A 20,348-nucleotide genomic window follows, 5' to 3' on the forward strand; every position below is an offset into this window, starting at 1 on the left:
ATAGTATAAAGGTTTCAGCGGGTGAAAACAATAGAAAATCCCGGGGAATTGACTCCCCGGGATGTTTAGCTTTTCATGATTACATAAATTCAGCAACTAATTTATCGAAGTGTGCTTGGTCAAGGTTTAAGTCTGAATCTACCAACGGTTCTTCGGAGTATCCAGTCAATAATTCTTGATAAGATGGACGCTCAGTATTTTGGTAAATAAGTCCAGTAACTAAGCCGTTATGCTTCATTAAGGTCTGCATCGCCATTTCACGGTTTGATGCGTCATATCCTTCCACATCACTAAGCTTCGTTAGATTTTCCTTAAACCAATCATAAGTGTTGACCTTATTATAGGTTACACATGGACTGAACACATTGATTAAAGCGAAACCTTTGTGGTTGATACCTGCTTCAATTAATGCTGTTAGGTCTTTTAAGTCGGTAGAGAAACTTTGTGCAACAAAGGTTGCTCCTACTGTTAAAGCCATCTCCATCGGGGAAATCGATTGTTCGATTGATCCCATCGGCGTTGATTTTGTTTTAAATCCTACTGCCGAACGTGGAGATGTTTGTCCCTTTGTTAACCCATAAATTTGGTTATCCATGACAATGTAAGTAATATCAATATTACGACGAATAGCATGAATCGTATGTCCCATCCCAATTGCATAACCATCACCGTCACCGCCAGAAGCAATAACCGTTAAATCACGATTAGCCATTTTAACACCCTGTGCAATCGGAAGTGAGCGGCCATGAATTCCATGGAAGCCGTATGAATTAATATAACCTGAGATACGGCCTGAACAGCCAATCCCTGAAACTACTGCTAAATTTTCCGGTACTAAACCAACATTTGCTGCCGCACGCTGCATTGCCGCTTGTACGGAGAAGTCGCCACAGCCAGGGCACCAGTTCGGTTTCACATCATTTCGAAAGTCTTTAAAAGTGGCCATTTAGAACAACTCCTTACATTTTGAATGAACTTCGTGTGGAAGAAACGGATTTCCATCATATTTAAGGTATTTAGTGATTTTTTCAGCATGTCCAACATTCATTTTCATAATATTAGCCAATTGACCAGTCGCATTGTTTTCCACAACAATTACTTTTTTCGCTGAACGCACAAGCGGAAGAACCTCGTCAGCTGGGAAAGGATGAATTAAGCGAATTTGTGCATGATTTACTTTCAAGCCGTCTTTTTCTAAGCGAGTCATTGCTTCTTCAATCGCTCCACGAGTAGAGTTAAAACCAACGATTAACAAATCGGCTTCCTCGTGTGGTGCATTCTTATATACAGGTGTATTAAAACGAATATTTTCAACTTTACGGAAACGTTTATCCATTTGGGCAATCCGATTTGGTGCCGATTCAGATGGTTTACCCGTTTCAGCATGCTCAACGCCAGTAACATGGTGGATCCCATTTTTCATCCCTGGAATCGTACGTGGTGAAACACCATCTTCCGTCACTTCATACCGCTTGAAGTAACCTTTGTTTTCAATCTCTGGAAGCTCTTCAGTTACGAGCTTACCGCGTCTAATTTCCACTTTAGAAGCATCAAGCGGCTCTACTGTTTGTTTTCCTAGTGATAATTGAAGGTCCGACAATACAATAACTGGACATTGATATTCTTCAGCTAGGTTGAACGCTTCAGCTGTATCATAGAAAGCTTCTTGGACAGTACTTGGAGCCAAAACAATTTTCGGAATTTCTCCATGTGTACCATAAATCATCGCCATTAAATCTGACTGTTCTTGTTTTGTAGGTAATCCTGTCGATGGACCGCCACGTTGTGTATCAACAATAACAAGCGGAGTTTCTGTAATACCAGCCAAGCCGATTGCTTCCATCTTTAAAGATAATCCAGGGCCTGAAGAAGCAGTAATCGCACGAACACCGCCGTAGCTTGCGCCAATTGTCATGGTACATGCTGCAATTTCATCTTCTGTTTGAATAACAGTCCCGCCAAGTGCAGGTAACTTCTTAATCAAATACTCCATTATATCAGAAGCAGGTGTGATTGGATAAGCAGCCATGAAACGGCAGCCAGCCGCAAGAGCGCCCAATGCAATGGCATCATTACCAATCATATACATACGGCGTTTGCCATCGGCTTTTTCAAGAACCATTGTTGGGACATTTGCATCCATTTGCTCTTTCATATAATCAAAGCCAGCTTGGATGGCTTCCATATTTTTCGCAACAACTTTGTCGCCTTTTTTGCCAAAAATCTCGCGGACTACTACTTCAAATACATGAATATCTAGGTCTAATACTGCAGAAGTCGCCCCGATTGCTACCATGTTCTTCATTAAAGATGTTCCTAGCTGCGTGGCAATCTCAGTGAATGGAACCGCATACAACGAAGCTTCAGTATCTTCAGGTTTTTTTGGATTGAATTTTGAGTCAGCAAGGATTACACCTTTGCTATGAAGCTCTTGGTAATTTACATCGATGGTTTCTTGGTCAAACGCTACAAGGATATCAAGATCATCAGAAATCGAACGAACCTCTGTCGTACTCACTCTGATCTTATTGTTTGTATGACCGCCTTTAATTCGAGACGAAAAGTGACGATAACCATACAAGTAATATCCCATGCGATTCAGTGCGATTGCAAAGATTTCCCCAGTACTTTCAATGCCTTCCCCTTGTTGTCCGCCAACTTTCCATGAAAGTTGATTGATCATGACTTACACCCCTTTGGATATGTAAAAAATAAGTAGTATGAATCTTTTTAAGTGTAGCACTTTTCCGAGTAAATCACTATTTTTTACGCTTTAAAGACTGAAAGCGATTCCTCAGATATGTACTAAACGCTTACAATTCTAGACCTATGCACTTAAAATTGCAACCCTTTGGAGCGAAATATTGTCTAAAATATGAATATTTTTTTATTATTTAAAATCTGCTATTTTTCTTTCAAAAAAAACAAGACAGTTTAAGGGTTTGAACTTACGGTCTAAAGCTGTTTTACCTCATTTACCGAAATCGAATTTTACTTTTTTATAATTTTCATTTATATATCAGAATAGTATATTTATAATTAAATAACTAGAAAAAACCCGCTTGTAAATACTCACAAGCAGGATATTTTTTCACTTTGTAATCACTTATAAATAATCTATCTCTTTCACCGCGGCTCTACAATTAGCTTAATTGCTGTTCGTTCCTCCCCATCAATTAAAATATCGGTAAACGCAGGGATACAGATTAAATCAACTCCGCTAGGTGCTACAAATCCTCGTGCAATTGCTACTGCCTTTACGGCTTGATTCAATGCACCCGCACCAATTGCCTGTATTTCTGCCGCACCTCTTTCACGCAGAACTCCGGCAAGTGCACCAGCTACAGAATTAGGATTAGATTTTGCTGAAACTTTTAATATTTCCATTCCTAGCTCCCCCTTAGAAAATCCCGATCCCGCATGAGCAGTTCATGAACACAAATCAGGTTATAACATTCCACTGCTACTATATTCAATTGTCAAATGACATATTCCGGCTTGGACAAAAAAAGCTAAAGAAAACTCGCCGATTGACTTTCCTATTAGCCAACAAAAAAAACCTTCCCCTCGGAAGGTTCTCGCTTAACTATATAACGGATGATCGTCGTTGATTAATATGCGCTCCATTTTTTTGCACTGTCCACTTTTCCTATCAAGTTCCATATATACCGCACTTAGCTGGTTACGGCCCGATTTCGCGACCTCAAAGCGGACAGGGAGGCTTGTAAGAAATTTGGTCAATACTGCTTCCCTTTCAACACCAAGAATGCCATCATAAGGACCGGTCATGCCCACATCAGTTAAATAACCTGTTCCTCCAGGTAAGATCCGGCTATCGGCGGTTTGTACATGTGTGTGTGTTCCTACAACCGCAGATACTCTCCCATCGAGATACCAACCCATCGCTTGCTTTTCGCTCGTCACTTCCGCATGAAAGTCGACAAAAATGAATGGCGTTCTTTCTTTTGCTATTTCAACTAATTCGTCAGCTTTTCTAAACGGGCAATCCAATGGTGCCATAAATGTTCGCCCCTGAAGATTAATAACCGCCACTTCCAGCTCATTTACTTTAAAGAATGCCAGCCCTTTACCAGGAGTTCCTTCTGGAAAATTCGCCGGTCTGACCATATTTTTCGCCGAATTGATAAATTCAAAAATCTCGCGGTTATCCCAGGAATGGTTTCCAAGGGTTACAGCCTGCGCTCCATACCCTAAAAATTCTCGGTAAATTTTCTCGGTAATCCCCTTGCCTCCAGCAGCATTTTCACCATTAATAACGGTAAAATGGGGCCGATATTTTTCTTTTAATTTTGGCAGATAATCCTTCACCATGTCACGGCCTGGTGAGCCGACAACATCGCCGATAAAAAGTAGATTCATTTGATTTCCTTCCATCTAAAAAATATTTATTTATTTAAATTGTATCACAAATTCCCATCGTTTAACCGGAGCCAATGACCAATAAATAAAGCGGTGCGAATGATATCTATAGATAAATGTGTTCATTTGTACTGTTCACAAGGGATTTTACGGAAATTTATGGCTCGATTTATTCCAGTTTCCTTTTTGCTAGGGTGGTAGGCGTCCCCCAAACCCCCAAAGGCATCCCCCACGGAGTTCTTCGCCCTCCTTGGGGACCCCTTCGCTAGTCTACCCGGGGGACTCCCACCCGCAAAAAGTTTTCCCGGCATAAAGCCTCGCCTTATATTTTTCAATGAAAAAGAAGTGTTTTATAAGGACTGATGGTTTTTTATGTTAATATTGGAAGTAGAACTCAGTAATTATTTTTTTAAAAAGAAGGGGGAAGCATTGTGAAAATAAAAACGACTTTTGCAGTATTTATACTATGTCTATTTGTTATAAGCGGTTGTCAATCATCAAATGTTCAAAAAACTCAAGATACATTTAAAACTCCGCCTGAAGAATCATCAAAGGTTCGAAAAACTCATGATACGTTTAAAATTACTTTGCCTAAAGACATTCCAAGTTTTGTAAAGGAGAAGGACTTCGAAAATATAGATTTTAATAAATCGGTTACTGTTTTTGATACGGGTACGAGAAATGATATGGTAGGCAATAAAAATAAAATTGGATTTATCGGTCCTGATTTAAATTCTAATGGAGAGCCAGATTTTAAAGCCAACGAAACTCAAAAATGGTTATGGCATTTTTGGGGAGTTAATAAAGGAGATCTAACAATTGTGGGTTATAATGCAGATACTTTAAAGATAACTCCGGTTTTAGGCGATGGTTGGTCGAGGAAGAATGGGATAGGAGGTGGCAAGATTGAAGGTGCTGATTCAAGTATGCCATCACATGTTACTTTCCCAGAGGCAGGAAGATGGGCGCTTTTGGTATATATTGATGGTAAATTATTTGATACATTAGTTATGGATGTTAAGGGTGAATGAAGGTTGTGAAATGATATTCGAAAACGTAACAGGTTATTTAAAATCATGAGGTGATTAAAATAAAGAAAAAAGTTGGATGGATAATTGCAATAATGGTACTTTTAATAGGAGTTGGCATTGGTTACTATTTCACTGCATTGTCACTTTATGAGCCGTCAGAAGATTTATACGGTTTCCCAATTCCTAAAAAAGCTGAATTAGTTCAAGAAAGTAACAAATCAAAAAGTTATGATTGGTCAAGGGCTTCTGAAGTAAATGGAATACCATTTGATTACGAAATTGCTCTTAAAGCAAATGGTTGGAAAAAAGGTGAAAGAGAAGGGGCTTCCGTTTTATACACAAAAGGAAATCACACGATTGATTTGCTTTCTTCTACCAAATGGTTAGACATTATCAAAGTAAAGTAGATAGCAGTTACAAAGGCTGCTTTAACAATTGGGTACTTTAGTTCAATTTTGTTGGAAATATATTACGTAAAAAACGCTCAGATTTTTTTCTGAACGTTTTTTTTGCTGTTTATATTCTAATCCATTTTAGCATTTTTCCACACTTCAACCGAACTCGTTCAGTTATCACTTTTGTTATTTTAAATAAATGGGCAATCCGGTAACTCGTTTAGAGGTGGAACTATTCATTATTGTCTGGGTCAACGTATTTTTGCTTCCTACGATTATTATAAGGTCTGTAGCTCTTGTAATGGCTGTATAGACTAATTGACGCGTTAGCAAGTTATTTAAGCTTCCGTATAACGGTAAAAGAACTACACGGTACTGTGAGCCTTGCGATTTATGAACCGATATACTATATGCATGGTCAATATCACTTGTTGCATGGTGAGGAATATTAATTTCTTCACCGTCAAAATCAATTGTAATTGATTTTCCGTTATGATCGACAACTACCCCAACAGACCCATTCATCACACCATTTTCGCCAAGGTCGTAATTATTAACTGTTTGAATTACACGATCGCCTAGTGCGAATGGAATTATTTCGGATATATCTTTTAATCCTAAATTTTGACGGATTTGTTCGTTAATCGATTTTGTTCCTGTTTTATTATTTTTCCTTGGAGATAGAATTTGAATATCTTCGATAGGGATTTTTGCCTTTTTTAATTCCTCAACCGCGAGATTTATTGTTAAATCTAATCCTTTTTCTTCATCAATTTCCTCAATTAAAAAAACACCCTTTGTTTCAAAATTCCAAGAAGGCAACAAAGGTAACTTTCCATCTTTAATATCTCGTGAAACATAAGGAATTGGGTTATCTGATGCTTGCCGGTGAATCTTTGTTAATTGTACAACAGGAATGGAAGAATTATTTACAATGTCATAAAATACTTGTCCGGCTCCAATAGGCGGTAATTGATTAGGATCTCCTACAAGAATTAATCGTGTATTTTCACCGACACCTCTAACAATCATACTCCACATCCGTAAATCAACCATTGAACATTCATCTACAATTAAGTTTGCGATTTCATTATTATTTTTAAATGAAAAATCCCAAATTGAATATTTAAACAAGCGATGCAATGTTTTCGTCTCAAGTCCAGTTGATTCTTGCAAGCGTTTAGCTGCACGACCTGTCGGAGCTGACAAAATAACAGGCTGGTCTAAATCTTGTAAGATTAATCGTATGGCGTCGACAACTGAAGTTTTACCACTTCCCGGTCCACCCGTTAATACCGTAATGCGATTATTAACAACGCTTTTTACTGCCTCTCTTTGCAGTGAATCCAATTTAAAGTTATTGTTATTTTCATAGTTGTCTAACCAGGATTCTACCCATTGATCGTTAGCTAAAGGAATTGAAGAGGTTGCAAGACTTTTAAACACTTTTGCAATCATTTTCTCTTGGCTAGCGATACCAGGCAATTGAACAAAATTTTCTCCAACAAAATAAACTAAAGGCTCTTCTAAATGCCTTTCAAATGTTTCTTTTGGAACTTTTAAAAGCCTTTCCACTTGTTCCGTTAAAAAATCCCGGTTAACAGCAGTATTCCCCTTTGAAAGCTGTACTTGGAGAATGTGAACAATTGCAGCTTTCAGGCGATTATCATCATCGGTTTTTACACCTAAATTTATAGCTAATTGATCTACGTTTTTCCAATCAAGAAATGATAAAAGACGATATGGATTTTCACTTATTTTCACTAAAACACCCTTGCCATAAAGTGTGACTAAAGGTTCTGCAAGACGAAAGGGAAGTTTATTTTCAACTAAAAATCGAATTACTTTCCATTGGTGTTTCAATCCTACAAAGGATTTTATGATAAGCTCAGACTTATTTCTTGTAACAATTCCATCGGTAAAAAGGGTTGTGGGGTGTTTTTCTAAGATTCCCCACAAATTATCACCATAATGTTTTACTAAACGGGAAGCAGTTGCAATCCCCACACCTTCAAACTTATCACCGGAAAACAATGCAATTAGTTCGTTTTGTGTATCAGGAGGTACTGGATATCCGGAATAAACTTTAAATTGGCGACCATGTTGAAAATGTTCTTCCCAATCACCGTTTATAATCCAAGTTTCACCCAAATGGACTTTTCCAACTTTGCCAAGTGCTCGTAAATATTTTGAATTAGACATCAACCGAAAGACTGCACGACCATCAGCATCTTCATATAAAATCTCATCCACTATTCCTCTTATTTGAACAGCTGTCATATAATGGACTTTCCTTCCATAAGGAGTCGTTTTTCCAGACGAAGTCTCCTGTTTTCTTCCTCAAATTGTTTGATAGATTCCTTAGACTCGGCTAAAAGGAGCTCCAATCGATTTGCCCGTTCTTCACTTTTTTGTAGGCGACGTTCCAATATAGTATGATCATTTTTCTTCGGTTTTTCTTGTGTAGTTTTGTCTGACGGTGTATCATCAATAATTTTTTCTTGTATTAACAATTCGCGAACTTCTTGATTTGTATAAAGTGTTGTCCGACCACATCCTACACGCCGTGCAATAGCGGTTCCGTTTAATTTATCACCTGAGTTTTTAGCTTCTTCAATTAACTGTTTTACAGCAGATAAAATTTCTTCTGGTGACATTTTTCCTTTTGCCAATAAACATCACTCCTATAGATTTTCATATTCATGGCTATAGTTTAGTTGAAGTTTTACTTTTAACGCTTTTATTTCTTCTTTTAAACCTTTAATGGTTTCGCGCTGGACTTCAATAATTCGATCTTTACTTTCATCGCGCATATTTCGTTTTATAGCTCTAGGGGAAACAACCTCGTATTGTTGCTTCCGTAGTTTTTGAATTCGTTCTTTAATATCTTCCTGTTGATAAAGGAACGTCTTAGAAACATTAGCGAATTCTGATACTGAATTAAAATTTATTGGTTCTTTTTTCTTGATTAAGGTTTTGATCGCTTTATCTACTTTATCTCTGGCAATTCCTGTTTTTTGTTTTGCGAAATTGCGGATTCCTTCTACATTACGTTGATGATTTGACATCAATATTTTCTCCTTTCTTAACTGCTTTTCGGAAGTTCTCTAGCAGACTTGCCGAGCTGATGATGAATTTTTCCTTCTTTTAACGTATCGAAAATATGAGCTATATTCTGGCGATAACGTACATTCTTTTCGTTCCAAATTGGCATATCTTTCGTTTTTTCAACTAAAGCTTCTACCCGTTCTAATTCTATTTCAAATTCAGGTAACATTTCTGGCGTTGTACAAAAATTACTACAAGTAAGACATGGTGTTTCCACAAATGGACACTGCATTCTTTTGGATGCCATACAATACCCCATAGGAACTTTTGCTGCTTCAAGATTATGTCTTACATACTCCCATTCAAGCAGATCTTCGTCGGACATATAATTTACTGAGCCGTCCTTTAGATCTACTTTTACAACATTTCCTTCAACCACAGACTTTTCTTTCGCTTGTAACCATTCTTCGCGCAGTGTATTATCTAAAATCCTTGCGTAAGCTAGAGTCATCTCAGGAGATGCGTGAGCCATCCATTTTTGAATGTGTACAAGATTCATACCCGAGTTAATTAATTCAACAGCTTTAGTGTGACGAAATTGATGATTTCCAAATTTAAATAATTGTCCATTTTCATCTCTAATATTAAAGTTGACCGCCCAACGATTTAAAGTATTTCTTAAAGCGTGAGAAGCGATAGGCAGCCCTCTTCTTTTTGCTGTCCAAGCCGGAAACAACCATTTTTCTTTATTATTAAGGTTCGATTTGGCATATTCAATCATTGAAAGAATTAATTTTGCCACTTCTTCATCAACCGGGATTCGATGATTTTTAACAGCCGTTTTATTGATATCTGCTTGAAGATAGTAAGCATCATTGTGTTTAATCAAACAAGTATTATACTTTAATTCAAGGATATCTTGTCCTCGAAAACCTGACGCCATCAATAAGATTACTATTGGAATGATTTTCTTATCAGTTTCTGTCATGAAGTTTGACAAATCATTAGGATTCATATTTAGTAAATCTTGTAACTGCTTTAATACTGATTCAGGGATATACTTAATTGTGTCTTCAGCTTTTTCATTACGTTTGCGGAAATCTTCGCGATAAAATAAATATTTAGTATCCTTTTTCGGAGCTTTCGGATGTTCCCGAATTTGTAAAAAATCGATAAATTCAATGATTGAATTTATATATTCATTGAACTTTTTTGCAACACTATCGCTTTTTTCGCCATACAGATAAGTAATATATTTTTCTGTCATTTCGCGGTTTAATTCAACAAACGAAGTTTGCTTAGGGTAATTTTTAATATACCATTGCAAGAAGAACCTCAAATTTAAAATTTTCAAACTTAAATTATCTAATGATAGTTTTGTTACTAAAGATTTAATAAATTGTTTTACCTCGTCTCGGTATATCTCCGGAATTTCTGAAAAATTTAAAAGAAACCTCGTGTTTGATTTACTATAATAAGCGCCTTTGATTTTTTTGATATTCCATACATCTTTTTCAGTCTCTTCTCGATCGTCATAAAAATCGGAAATAAATTTAATCAGCTGTCTAAAACCACTCAATTTAGAAGTTGATACTTTGTGTTTTAGATCTGTCTCTATAAAAGTTCTCCATAATAGTTCTCCTTTTTCTAATGGGATTTCCGCGAAACTTTTGATCTTGGGAAAATACATATTTAGAAAAAGCGAGATATTCTTAAAAGCTACTACGTAACTGGTTTTTGAAATACTACTAAATCTTTGGTAAAAGATTTATCAACTAAATATTTTCTCAATTCCGCTTGTTTTTCTTCAATGTATGATTTAGTAACCTGCTGTTTTTTATATGATCTATTTTTAACCAGTATGATCATCCTCACTTTTATTTTTGATCCGATTATATTCCTCTCGCAAATCTTCTTCGGTTAGTCCCACATATTTAGAAGTAGTTTGAAAATTCTTATGACCTGCTCTTTTTTGAATTACTTCTTGTCTCATCCCCAAACGAACCATTTCAGTAATGTGAGTGTGCCTATACATATGGGCATGGACTTTTATCCCAGTTCTCTTTTCTAATGACTCAAACATCCCATCGGCAGTATGATATTCCATAGGTTGAAAAACGTTTGGACCTTTTAATTTGATAAACAAAAAGTCGGTATCAACATCGTTTTGATCTATAATTTCAATCAGGTATTTACTAAATAGGTTGATAATGTCTTGGCTTATATTGATGGAACGTTCGCTTCCAATAGTTTTAATCTCAGCTTTGTTTTCTAATTCACCACGATCTACAACATGTAATAACTTCCTTCCTATTTCTATATCAGAAATTTGTAAAGCCAAAGCTTCGCTAATACGAATTCCGGTTTCATATAGAATATACAAAAGCAGTTGGTCACGTGTATTTTTACATGAATCCAATAGGATCTTAACTTCTTCTTTTGTCAATGTTTTGATTGTATCTTTTGGCACTTTCTGTTTTAAAATGTTAGTCGTATATTTTTTTGTATGCTTCGAAGATAGATGGTGTAAAAATGGTTTAAAATTATTGCCTTTGAAAGTAAGTTCGCGTGTTAACTTTTTATTCATATTATTTGCATACTCATCAAAACGACCAAGGTATTCGAATAACTGAACAACAGTTCCGATGATAAAATTAATGGTTCTGGCACAACGATAATTCTTATCATCTTCTTCATCAGAAAATTGAATAGAAGTTACTTTTACGTGTTCTTCGCCCATTGGTTTTTTTAACCAAGCTACAAATTCTGCGATAGTATCAATTGTGATTGAGCTAAAATCTTGATCAAAATCAATTTTCTTTTGAGATAAGAACTCGAAAAGCAATTTTAAATTGTAACAATGTCTTCTTAATGTATTTCTTGCTGAACCTGTATTATCTCGATATTTAAGGTATTTCATTACTGGTCTAACCAATTCACCACTGTCATCAACTAAAACATATCTTTCTCCATTTGCTGTCTTTATTGGTTCAACTTTCATGTATTCATCTCCTTAATTACGATTATTGTCAGATTCTTAAAATACTATACGTAGTTAAATAATAATTTTTAGTGATTGTATTCAGAACGTAAAAAAAGAAGAGGTTTTCACCTCTTCCTGTACTTTGCGGACATCTTAAATTATACTCTAGTTATCTTTCGCACCGCTTTATTTCGCGTATTCAACAGCCCGTGTCTCGCGAATGACTGTCACTTTAATATGTCCAGGGTAATCCAGCTCTTCTTCGATACGCTTACGGATATCGCGTGCTAATCGATGTGCTGCCAGGTCATCTACCGCATCTGGTCTTACAATAATACGCACTTCACGTCCAGCTTGAATCGCAAAGGATTTCTCAACACCTTCATAGGATTCAGAAATCTCTTCCAGCTTCTCAAGTCGGCGGATATAATTCTCAAGAGTCTCACTTCTTGCACCTGGTCTTGCAGCTGATAAGGCATCTGCTGCAGCGACAAGCACCGCAATAATCGATGTTGGTTCTGTATCCCCATGGTGTGAGGCAATACTATTGATTACCACTGGGTGTTCCTTGTATTTCGTTGCAAGTTCAACCCCGATTTCCACATGGCTTCCTTCCACTTCATGGTCAATTGCTTTCCCAATATCGTGAAGTAAGCCTGCACGGCGAGCTAACGTTTCATCTTGACCAAGTTCAGCAGCAAGCAAGCCCGAAAGCTGTGCCACTTCCATTGAATGCTTTAAGACGTTTTGCCCGTAGCTCGTACGGAATTTCAAGCGGCCAAGAATTTTAATCAGATCTGGATGAAGTCCATGTACACCCACTTCAAAGGTGGTTTGCTCACCCACTTCACGGATATACTCATCCACTTCGCGCCTCGATTTTTCTACCATTTCCTCGATTCGTGCCGGATGGATACGCCCATCTTGGACTAATTTCTCAAGTGCTAAGCGGGCCGTTTCACGACGAATAGGGTCAAAGCCTGAAAGAATAACAGCTTCTGGAGTATCATCAATAATCAAATCAATTCCTGTTAACGTTTCAAGTGTACGGATATTTCGTCCTTCACGGCCAATGATCCGGCCTTTCATTTCATCATTTGGCAGGTTGACGACAGAAACAGTCGTTTCCGCTACATGATCAGCAGCGCAACGCTGGATAGCCAGCGAAAGAATTTCCTTTGCTTTCTTGTCGGCTTCCTCTTTCGCACGATTTTCGCTTTCCTTAATCATTATCGCGGTGTCATGGGTAAGTTCCTGCTCCATTTTGTCAATAATGATTGTTTTCGCTTCCTCGCGCGTTAAGCTCGATATTCGTTCGAGTTCAGTTTGTTGTCTTCTTACCAACTCGTCCACTTTGCTTTCCATCTCTTCAATATGCTGTTGTCTTTGGTTTAGAGAATCATCCTTCTTTTCTAAAAGATTTTCACGCTTATTGAGCGTTTCTTCTTTTCGATCTAAATTCTCTTCTCTTTGCAGTAAACGGTTTTCTTGTTTTTGCAGTTCATTTCTTCGTTCCCGAACCTCACGTTCAGCTTCTGTTCGAAGCTTGTGAATTTCATCCTTTGCCTCTAACAGGGCTTCCTTTTTTAATGCATCAGCATCACGTTTCGCATCTTCTAGAATCTGCTCTGCAGCATTCTTTGCTCCTGCTATCTTTGCTTCAGCAATGGATTTACGAATAAAATAGCCAACAACGGCACCGACGAATAGGCCAAGCAAAATGGAGATGATAGTAATTGTGTCCATCGTTACACCTCCTCTTGCTATGAACTTGTGTTAAATTTTTTAAGTGTCGGCATGTACATTGTTTAGACTCAACATACAGCAAGCACCAAGGCTTTTTCGAATTGTAATATTTCCAAAAATGTAAAATATACATGTTAATTGTAAAGGTGGGAATATTCATTGTCAAGGCTTAGTCCCATTGGCTTTTTCAAATTTTTAGGAATTACCTTATTTATTCATTGGTTCGATAAGTTTTTTCTGAATAATTATCGATTAATATATATAATTATTCACTTTATTAAAAAAGCAAAACCCAATTTTCGGGCTTTGCTTAAGTTGATTAATCAATTAGCTCAAATTGATCATCATCATCATCTGTTTCTGTTACAACCTTTTCACTGTCTAAACCGTAATGATCACGGATTTTTTGATGAATTTCTTGACGGAGAGTAGGGTTTTCTTTCAAGAATAACTTTGCGTTTTCACGCCCCTGGCCAAGTCTTTCATCATTATAGGAATACCAAGAACCACTCTTTTGAACGATATCTAATTCAGAGCCTAAATCAATGATTTCGCCTTCTTTAGAAATTCCTTCACCATACATAATATCTACTTCAGCTGTACGGAATGGAGGTGCAACCTTGTTTTTCACTACTTTAATTTTGGTTTTGTTTCCTACTATATCTGTTCCTTGTTTCAGTGATTCGGCACGGCGTACCTCTAGACGTACTGTCGAATAGAATTTGAGCGCGCGCCCGCCAGGAGTGGTCTCGGGGTTCCCAAACATAATTCCAATTTTTTCGCGAATTTGGTTAATAAAGACTGCAATTGTCTTCGATTTGTTAATGGATCCGGATAGTTTACGAAGTGCTTGAGACATCAAGCGTGCTTGTAATCCAACGTGTGAATCTCCCATTTCCCCTTCAATCTCCGCTTTTGGAACCAATGCGGCTACTGAGTCGACAACAATAATATCAATTGCACCGCTTCGGACAAGTGCCTCTGCGATTTCAAGAGCTTGTTCACCGGTATCAGGCTGCGATAACAATAACTCATCAATGTTAACACCCAACTTTTGCGCATAGGTTGGATCGAGGGCATGCTCGGCGTCGATAAACGCTGCTTGTCCACCATTTGCTTGTACTTCAGCAATTGCATGCAAGGCAACTGTGGTTTTACCAGATGATTCGGGCAGGATTGTTATACACAAGGCTTTTTATCCTTGCTTCTGGAGGTCACCCTCATCATTACACGCTCTGGCAAACGTGTAACTACAGTTGGTCAATTCCAACTCAGCTCAGCGTACATATTCTCCCTCAGCTTTATCTGTTAGGGAAGGGACACTCTTGGGCATTATCTATTAAAGATAATGAAGAGAATGTTTTAGCATTCTCAAGGTATTATATTCTTACAAGGGCATATCTTTTAATAGCTCTCTGTATAGTTTTCTCACTAACATTAAATACTTTGGCTAATTCTTTTCTAGTAATCCTTTTATTAACATATAATTCTTCAAGTAGCTCTCTCGAAACTTTAGATGTTTTATCAGGCAAAGAGCAATTTCTCTTTCTTCTTATTAATGAATTTATCTTCATATGGTTTAAGACTGTGGTATTATTTGTTCCTAATACAGTAGCAATTTCCCTAGCAGACATATTTTTGTTATAATACATATTTTTCAACAGCTCTATGTTAATGTCTATAGGTTTTCTTTTCCACTTCTGACCACCTGGATTCATATTATATCCAGACCCGTATGAATTAAATTGACTAATATATTGTTCCTCTTTTTGATTTAACTGTTTGTCCTCCACCAAGTCTTCTAAAATTTCAATAAAAAAATTATTAATGCCATATCTTCTCATTGCCCTATGAAGATATTGATCACTACCTGATTTAGCCAGCTTTTTATGTTGTTTGAACCTCTCAGAGGGATTTTGAATCGTCTGACCTATATAAACTTTGTTATTTATTTTGTTACGTATTATATAGATACAGCCATTCAAGTTAACCACCTTATTTACAGAAATATTTTTCCTTGTAAGTTTCAACCCCTACGCGTTACGGTACTTGATGTTTTTTAATTCATCCAGTTACCTCGGAATTTTCTCATTCACTGAGATGTTTTCCGATTTTGCCCCTTTCGTCTTATCAGTTTCCCAATAAGCGGGCGATTTTTCGCTTAACTTATATAGTTACACGAAAATCATTCACCATAAATTTCGATTATTCTTCCGCGCGGATACCCGCCAACCCCTAGTGCTGCATCAAGTGCTAAGGAGCCGCTGGGGGATGTTAAAATCCTTGTATCTGTTTTCTCTCCCATCTTCATGACGGAACCTTTACCAAATTGTTTTTCTATTTGTTTTAACGCCATTTCTAAGGCGGCCTTACGGTCACTCACAAATAGTTCCTCCTTTTATATTAAAAATTTTTAAAAATTTACTGCAATCTAGCAAAATAAACCCTATTAATAATATAACCTCTTTCATACTATTTGTCGAGCAAAAACACGAACATTTATTCTACCTCATTCCAAACTATTTATACTGGAGAAATTGACAATTTTGCCCTTCAAACGCCTCTTATTGCATAGTTAGAAACTCGATAAGCAGATCTTCTCAAATTATCAGAAGATCCCTTAAATATCCTGGAAATAACTCAAAAAAAACCACAGAAAGCTTATTTCGCATTCTGTGATTCTTTCAAATTCTTTAATAAAAAATAGCATCCGTATTTTACGGATCGATTTCGAATTGCATTTCTTGTACCACTAAGGGTAATCTTTTCAACCATTGTCGAGCTTCCCTTAATAGCCATCCCAATATAAACAGTACCTACTGGCTTACCCTCCAGTTCTTCCGGACCAGCCACACCGGTAAAGCTAATTCCAATATCAGCAGCAAAAATCCTTGCCGCATTTTCCGCAAGCTCTTTCGCGCATTGCTCACTCACGGCGCCGTGCTTTTCTAGCGTATCTTGGGTCACCTGCAAAATTTGCTGCTTAATTTCATTTGAATAGCAAACAACTCCGCCCTTAAACACTGAACTCGCACCTGAAATCGTTGTTAACTCCTGCTGGAACAGCCCGCCTGTTAAACTTTCAGCAGCCGTAACAGTTAATTTTCTTTCCTTTAAAGCGTTCATCAGCTCTTGCAATAGCGAAGTATTGTCATAGCCATAAAGGAATTCACCCACACGCTGATTAATCCGTTTTTCCACATCATCAAGCATCATGTGCGCATTATTTTCATTCAGATGTTTTGCGGTCAGCCTTAAGTTTACCTCGCCATCACCTGCGAGTGGTGCCACAGTAGGATTGCTTTGTGCTTCAATAATATCCATGATTTCCGTTTCCAGTGCCGCTTCCCCAATACCGAAAAACCGCAGCACTCTTGAGACGATCTTCTCATTGGAACCAGTCTTTGCAGAAAGTGCTTGACCACCGTAATTAAGAAACATTGGTTCCATTTCTTTTGGCGGGCCAGGCAGGAGCATATAAATATGCCCCCCCGTTTCTAACACCATTCCAGGTGCCATGCCATGATCATTCGCAAGAATCTGAGATCCCTCTAGAACAAGAGCTTGCTTTCGGTTGTTTTCCGTCATGACCCGGTTTGTCCGCTTGAAAAAAAGCTCAATCGAAGTCAATGCTGATTCGTCCATGACGAGCCCTTTTCCAAGATGTTTAGCAATGGTTTCCTTTGTTAGATCATCCTTCGTTGGCCCAAGTCCGCCAGTAAAAATGATGATTTCGGAGCGCATTTCTGCATGCTCTATCGCTGCTTTTAATCTACCAGGATTATCACCTACGACCGTATGATAATAAACATCAATTCCCAGCCCAGCTAATTGCTGAGACAAAAACCTTGCATTCGTATTAACAATTTGACCGAGTAACAATTCCGATCCAACTGCGATAATCTCAGCGTTCACAATCATCTCTCCTTCAGTCAAAGCCTACTTTGAGTTTTTTAGCACATGACTATTTTTCGCAAAATAATCCCAGCCAGACCATACCGTAAAAAACAATGCCACCCACAATGACACTATATCAAATCGAAATGGAATCATCACAAAAATAAAATTATGTAACAAGATTGACGAGATTGCGACTATTTGTGTCCACGTCTTAATTTTCCCCAGCATATTAGCAGCCACCACTTCACCCTCACCGGCAAGAAGCAGGCGCAGACCAGTAACAGCAAATTCCCTGCTGATAATAATGATGACAATCCAAGAGGGTGCATATACGTCATTAAGTTCCACTAGGACAATAAGTGCAGCCGACACTAACAGTTTGTCGGCTAGCGGGTCGAGAAATTTCCCCATATTGGTCACGAGATTATACTTTCGGGCATAATGACCATCAATCCAGTCGGTTGATGAAGCGATAATAAAAATCAACGCCCCGACAAAATGGGTAACTGGCAGATTCGCCCCAAGCAGATTCATTTTTCCCCAATCAAAAGGAGCCAGCATAATGATCAAGAATAATGGGATTAATAGGATTCTTGATACAGTTATTTTGTTTGGAATATTCATAATTTTCCTCCACAAGTTTATTGAAAGCGAAAAATAGCCATCAACAGATGACTATTCGCTCTTCGGAACATATTGAATCGTAATGTTCTGAACATCTTTAGTCGGTGCAACAGCATACACAAGCAATTGGTCATTTACATAGATTTCAGTATCGGCCGCGTTTCCAACTCTAATTACAGCACTGCTTTCTGCCGATAAATCTACGGTTTGGCTCTCGGGTCCACCATTTTCAAGCGTTTTTAATGTCCCTTGATAAAAGGATTTCCCTTTCCCATTTTTAATACTAACCCAGGTTTGACCTTTTGACACCAATTTGACAACAAATTTGTCCGCGTTTTTTAAATCATACGTTGAATTCTTGCCACTGCTTTGTACGACCGTTACTTCTTGTTTAGGTGTTTCTACTACAGGTGGCTTCTCTTCTTCTGGTTTTGTCGTTTCCTTTTCTTTTCCGCTGTCTTTTCCACTTTCTTTTTCCTTATTGTTATCTTTTTCATTCACCTTTGCTTTTTCTAGCTTTTCGTTAGTAGAAAGTTGAACTGGGTCATTCTCTTTATTCTTCAAACTCTTTGTATCTGTGCCGGAATAGTGAGAAAAAAAATAATAGACAGCACTTATGACACCAATAACAAACACACCGATTAAGATTTTTGGAAGAAGATCAAAGATTTTTGAATTTCCGTCTGTCACCGGTTTTTGTGTTTTCACTCTTGATAATTGCTGCGGCAATTCCTCATTTAAAGAAGCAGGAATCTCATTTTTATAAGTTTCAAAAATTTCATCAGGATTGAGGCTGAGTGCCTCAGAATACTGCTTAATAAAGGCACGCACATAAAAATTCCCTGGCATGCTTGAATAGTTACCCTCTTCAATACCAATTAAATAACGCTTTTGAATCTTTGTCATGGATTGCAAATCGTCCAAGCTTAATCCTTTGGCTAATCGGGCTTCTTTTAGTCGATTCCCTAATTCAGTCACCTGTTAACACCTTCCAATTTATTAAAAATCAAAATCTCCAAAATCAGATCCGGAGAACATATTATGCTGGTCAACAATATCGTATGTAATCTCTTCTTCAGAGTCATTCCTTAGTTCGATAATATAATCAAAATCCTCAAGCGTATATTCCGAGTTTTGTACGAAAATATCAGGATGCTCTACTACCTTAACAGCCGGTAAACGCATAATTTCACGAACAAGCTGCCAGTGACGCTCATTTGCACGCCTTGTCGAAACAATCCCATCCAGAATGAACAGGTTGTTTTCATTGTACTCATCTTCAATTAGTTGATTGCGAATCGTTTGTTTCAAAAGTGTGGATGATACAAACAACCAGCGCTTATTTGCACAAACACTTGCTGCTACAAGTGATTCTGTTTTCCCAACTCGGGGCATTCCGCGGATACCGATGAGCTTATGTCCATCCTGCTTAAATAATTCTGCCATAAAATCTACTAATAATCCAAGCTCATCCCTTACAAAACGGAAAGTTTTTTTATCATCGGCGTCCCTTTGAATATAGCGTCCGTGTCTGACCGCTAATATGTCACGGAGCTTCGGTTCTCTAAGTTTGATTAATTTTATTGTGTCCATTGTATGTAAAATTGACTCAAGTCGTTTAATTTGATCATCATCTTTTGCTAAAATAAGCAGACCTCGTCTTCCTTCATCCACACCATTGATGGTTACAATATTAATTGAAAGCATACCCAATAAGGATGAAATGTCTCCTAATAGCCCTGGGCGGTTCTTTTGGATCTCATATTCTAAATACCATTCTTTTTTCAAAATTTAAAACCTCCTAAAAAGAAGTTTCGACAATTTTTTCACAAATCCTCATCTAAACCTTATCATAAATGATTTTGATTAAAGATGAAAGGAAAAACATATAAAAAAGAGAGGAGAAGCCCCCTCTCTTTCCGATTATTCTCTAACAAGTTTAACCATAATGTTGGCAATTGCCTGTTGTTCCGCCTTATCAGCAACTGACCACATGTCGGAAAGAATTCTTTCCTGCTCATTTTTCGGATCAACCTGATTTGCTAAGTAATCCCCAATTTGAAAAGCAAGATTGTTGATTGCGCCTTCACTCATACCTTCATTTTGTGCGTGTTCAAGACGATCACCAAGGAAATCTTGCCACTGCTTCCAATTATCTAAGACAGACATCATCATACCTCCTTTTAAAATAGTACATCGTTATTTTGCGAATAAGAGGCTTAAACTATTCATAAAATATTT

The 20,348-nt window shown here is 37.5% G+C and carries 19 protein-coding genes and 1 pseudogene; 2 read left to right on the plus strand and 18 right to left on the minus strand.

Annotated features, from left to right (window positions below):
* Nucleotides 1-79: 79 nt before the first annotated feature.
* From ACIQCO_RS01735 to ACIQCO_RS01750, 4 genes are all read right to left on the minus strand, one after another.
* On the minus strand, nucleotides 80-946 hold the full coding sequence (locus ACIQCO_RS01735) for a 2-oxoacid:ferredoxin oxidoreductase subunit beta (RefSeq protein ID WP_400425138.1): 867 nt from the start codon (nucleotides 944-946) through the stop codon (nucleotides 80-82).
* A complete protein-coding gene (locus tag ACIQCO_RS01740; protein ID WP_400425141.1) occupies nucleotides 947-2,683 on the minus strand; it encodes a 2-oxoacid:acceptor oxidoreductase subunit alpha in 1,737 nt (578 codons plus the stop codon). It abuts the gene before it with no gap.
* Nucleotides 2,684-3,126: 443 nt separating this feature from the next.
* Nucleotides 3,127-3,387, minus strand: coding sequence for a stage V sporulation protein SpoVS (spoVS, locus tag ACIQCO_RS01745; protein WP_003211281.1), 261 nt, complete (start codon nucleotides 3,385-3,387; stop codon nucleotides 3,127-3,129).
* 195 nt (nucleotides 3,388-3,582) lie between these two features.
* Nucleotides 3,583-4,380, minus strand: coding sequence for a TIGR00282 family metallophosphoesterase (locus tag ACIQCO_RS01750; RefSeq protein ID WP_400425159.1), 798 nt, complete (start codon nucleotides 4,378-4,380; stop codon nucleotides 3,583-3,585).
* 431 nt (nucleotides 4,381-4,811) lie between these two features.
* Here ACIQCO_RS01750 and ACIQCO_RS01755 point away from each other — a divergent pair, with 431 nt between their 5' ends.
* Nucleotides 4,812-5,411, plus strand: a complete 600-nt coding sequence (locus tag ACIQCO_RS01755) for a hypothetical protein (protein WP_400425162.1) — start codon at nucleotides 4,812-4,814, stop codon at nucleotides 5,409-5,411.
* A 50-nt stretch (nucleotides 5,412-5,461) separates the two neighbouring features.
* Complete coding sequence (locus ACIQCO_RS01760) at nucleotides 5,462-5,818, plus strand: hypothetical protein (protein WP_400425165.1); 357 nt, start codon at nucleotides 5,462-5,464, stop codon at nucleotides 5,816-5,818.
* Between the two features lie 174 nt (nucleotides 5,819-5,992).
* Here the strand turns inward: ACIQCO_RS01760 and recD2 are convergent, their stop codons facing one another.
* The 14 genes and pseudogenes from recD2 to ACIQCO_RS01830 form a co-directional block, all read right to left on the minus strand.
* Nucleotides 5,993-8,086, minus strand: a complete 2,094-nt coding sequence (recD2, locus tag ACIQCO_RS01765; protein WP_400425168.1) for an SF1B family DNA helicase RecD2 — start codon at nucleotides 8,084-8,086, stop codon at nucleotides 5,993-5,995.
* Nucleotides 8,083-8,478, minus strand: a complete 396-nt coding sequence (locus tag ACIQCO_RS01770; RefSeq protein WP_400425171.1) for a hypothetical protein — start codon at nucleotides 8,476-8,478, stop codon at nucleotides 8,083-8,085. Before ACIQCO_RS01770 ends, recD2 begins: the two co-directional genes overlap by 4 nt.
* Before the next feature lie 12 nt (nucleotides 8,479-8,490).
* Nucleotides 8,491-8,874: a DUF6262 family protein gene (locus ACIQCO_RS01775; RefSeq protein ID WP_400425173.1), complete on the minus strand. Its 384-nt coding sequence runs from the start codon at nucleotides 8,872-8,874 to the stop codon at nucleotides 8,491-8,493.
* Nucleotides 8,875-8,891: 17 nt separating this feature from the next.
* Entirely contained in the window at nucleotides 8,892-10,544 is a 1,653-nt protein-coding gene (locus ACIQCO_RS01780) for a tyrosine-type recombinase/integrase (protein ID WP_400425176.1), read from the minus strand.
* Between the two features lie 162 nt (nucleotides 10,545-10,706).
* Nucleotides 10,707-11,855: a tyrosine-type recombinase/integrase gene (locus ACIQCO_RS01785; protein ID WP_400425179.1), complete on the minus strand. Its 1,149-nt coding sequence runs from the start codon at nucleotides 11,853-11,855 to the stop codon at nucleotides 10,707-10,709.
* Nucleotides 11,856-12,023: 168 nt separating this feature from the next.
* The gene (gene rny, locus ACIQCO_RS01790) at nucleotides 12,024-13,583 is read right to left on the minus strand and encodes a ribonuclease Y (protein WP_400425182.1); all 1,560 of its coding nucleotides are present in this window, start codon (nucleotides 13,581-13,583) and stop codon (nucleotides 12,024-12,026) included.
* Between the two features lie 319 nt (nucleotides 13,584-13,902).
* A complete protein-coding gene (recA, locus tag ACIQCO_RS01795) occupies nucleotides 13,903-14,772 on the minus strand; it encodes a recombinase RecA (protein WP_400425184.1) in 870 nt (289 codons plus the stop codon).
* Nucleotides 14,773-14,962: 190 nt separating this feature from the next.
* Entirely contained in the window at nucleotides 14,963-15,568 is a 606-nt protein-coding gene (locus ACIQCO_RS01800) for a GIY-YIG nuclease family protein (protein ID WP_400425186.1), read from the minus strand.
* 206 nt (nucleotides 15,569-15,774) lie between these two features.
* Nucleotides 15,775-15,966 (minus strand): annotated as a pseudogene (locus ACIQCO_RS01805) (recombinase RecA); the annotation flags it as partial.
* Between the two features lie 278 nt (nucleotides 15,967-16,244).
* Nucleotides 16,245-17,498, minus strand: coding sequence for a competence/damage-inducible protein A (locus ACIQCO_RS01810; protein ID WP_400425189.1), 1,254 nt, complete (start codon nucleotides 17,496-17,498; stop codon nucleotides 16,245-16,247).
* Between the two features lie 24 nt (nucleotides 17,499-17,522).
* Entirely contained in the window at nucleotides 17,523-18,107 is a 585-nt protein-coding gene (gene pgsA, locus ACIQCO_RS01815) for a CDP-diacylglycerol--glycerol-3-phosphate 3-phosphatidyltransferase (protein WP_400425191.1), read from the minus strand.
* Nucleotides 18,108-18,158: 51 nt separating this feature from the next.
* Nucleotides 18,159-19,085: a helix-turn-helix domain-containing protein gene (locus ACIQCO_RS01820; RefSeq protein WP_400425194.1), complete on the minus strand. Its 927-nt coding sequence runs from the start codon at nucleotides 19,083-19,085 to the stop codon at nucleotides 18,159-18,161.
* A gap of 21 nt (nucleotides 19,086-19,106) precedes the next feature.
* Nucleotides 19,107-19,898 carry a DUF3388 domain-containing protein gene (locus ACIQCO_RS01825; protein WP_034723958.1) on the minus strand — a complete coding sequence of 264 codons (792 nt, stop codon included), beginning with the start codon at nucleotides 19,896-19,898 and terminating at the stop codon, nucleotides 19,107-19,109.
* A 132-nt stretch (nucleotides 19,899-20,030) separates the two neighbouring features.
* Nucleotides 20,031-20,276, minus strand: coding sequence for a DUF3243 domain-containing protein (locus ACIQCO_RS01830; RefSeq protein WP_400425197.1), 246 nt, complete (start codon nucleotides 20,274-20,276; stop codon nucleotides 20,031-20,033).
* Nucleotides 20,277-20,348: the final 72 nt, after the last annotated feature.

The organism is Neobacillus sp. NPDC093127, from assembly GCF_044754175.1.
Lineage (GTDB): Bacteria > Bacillota > Bacilli > Bacillales > Cytobacillaceae > Neobacillus.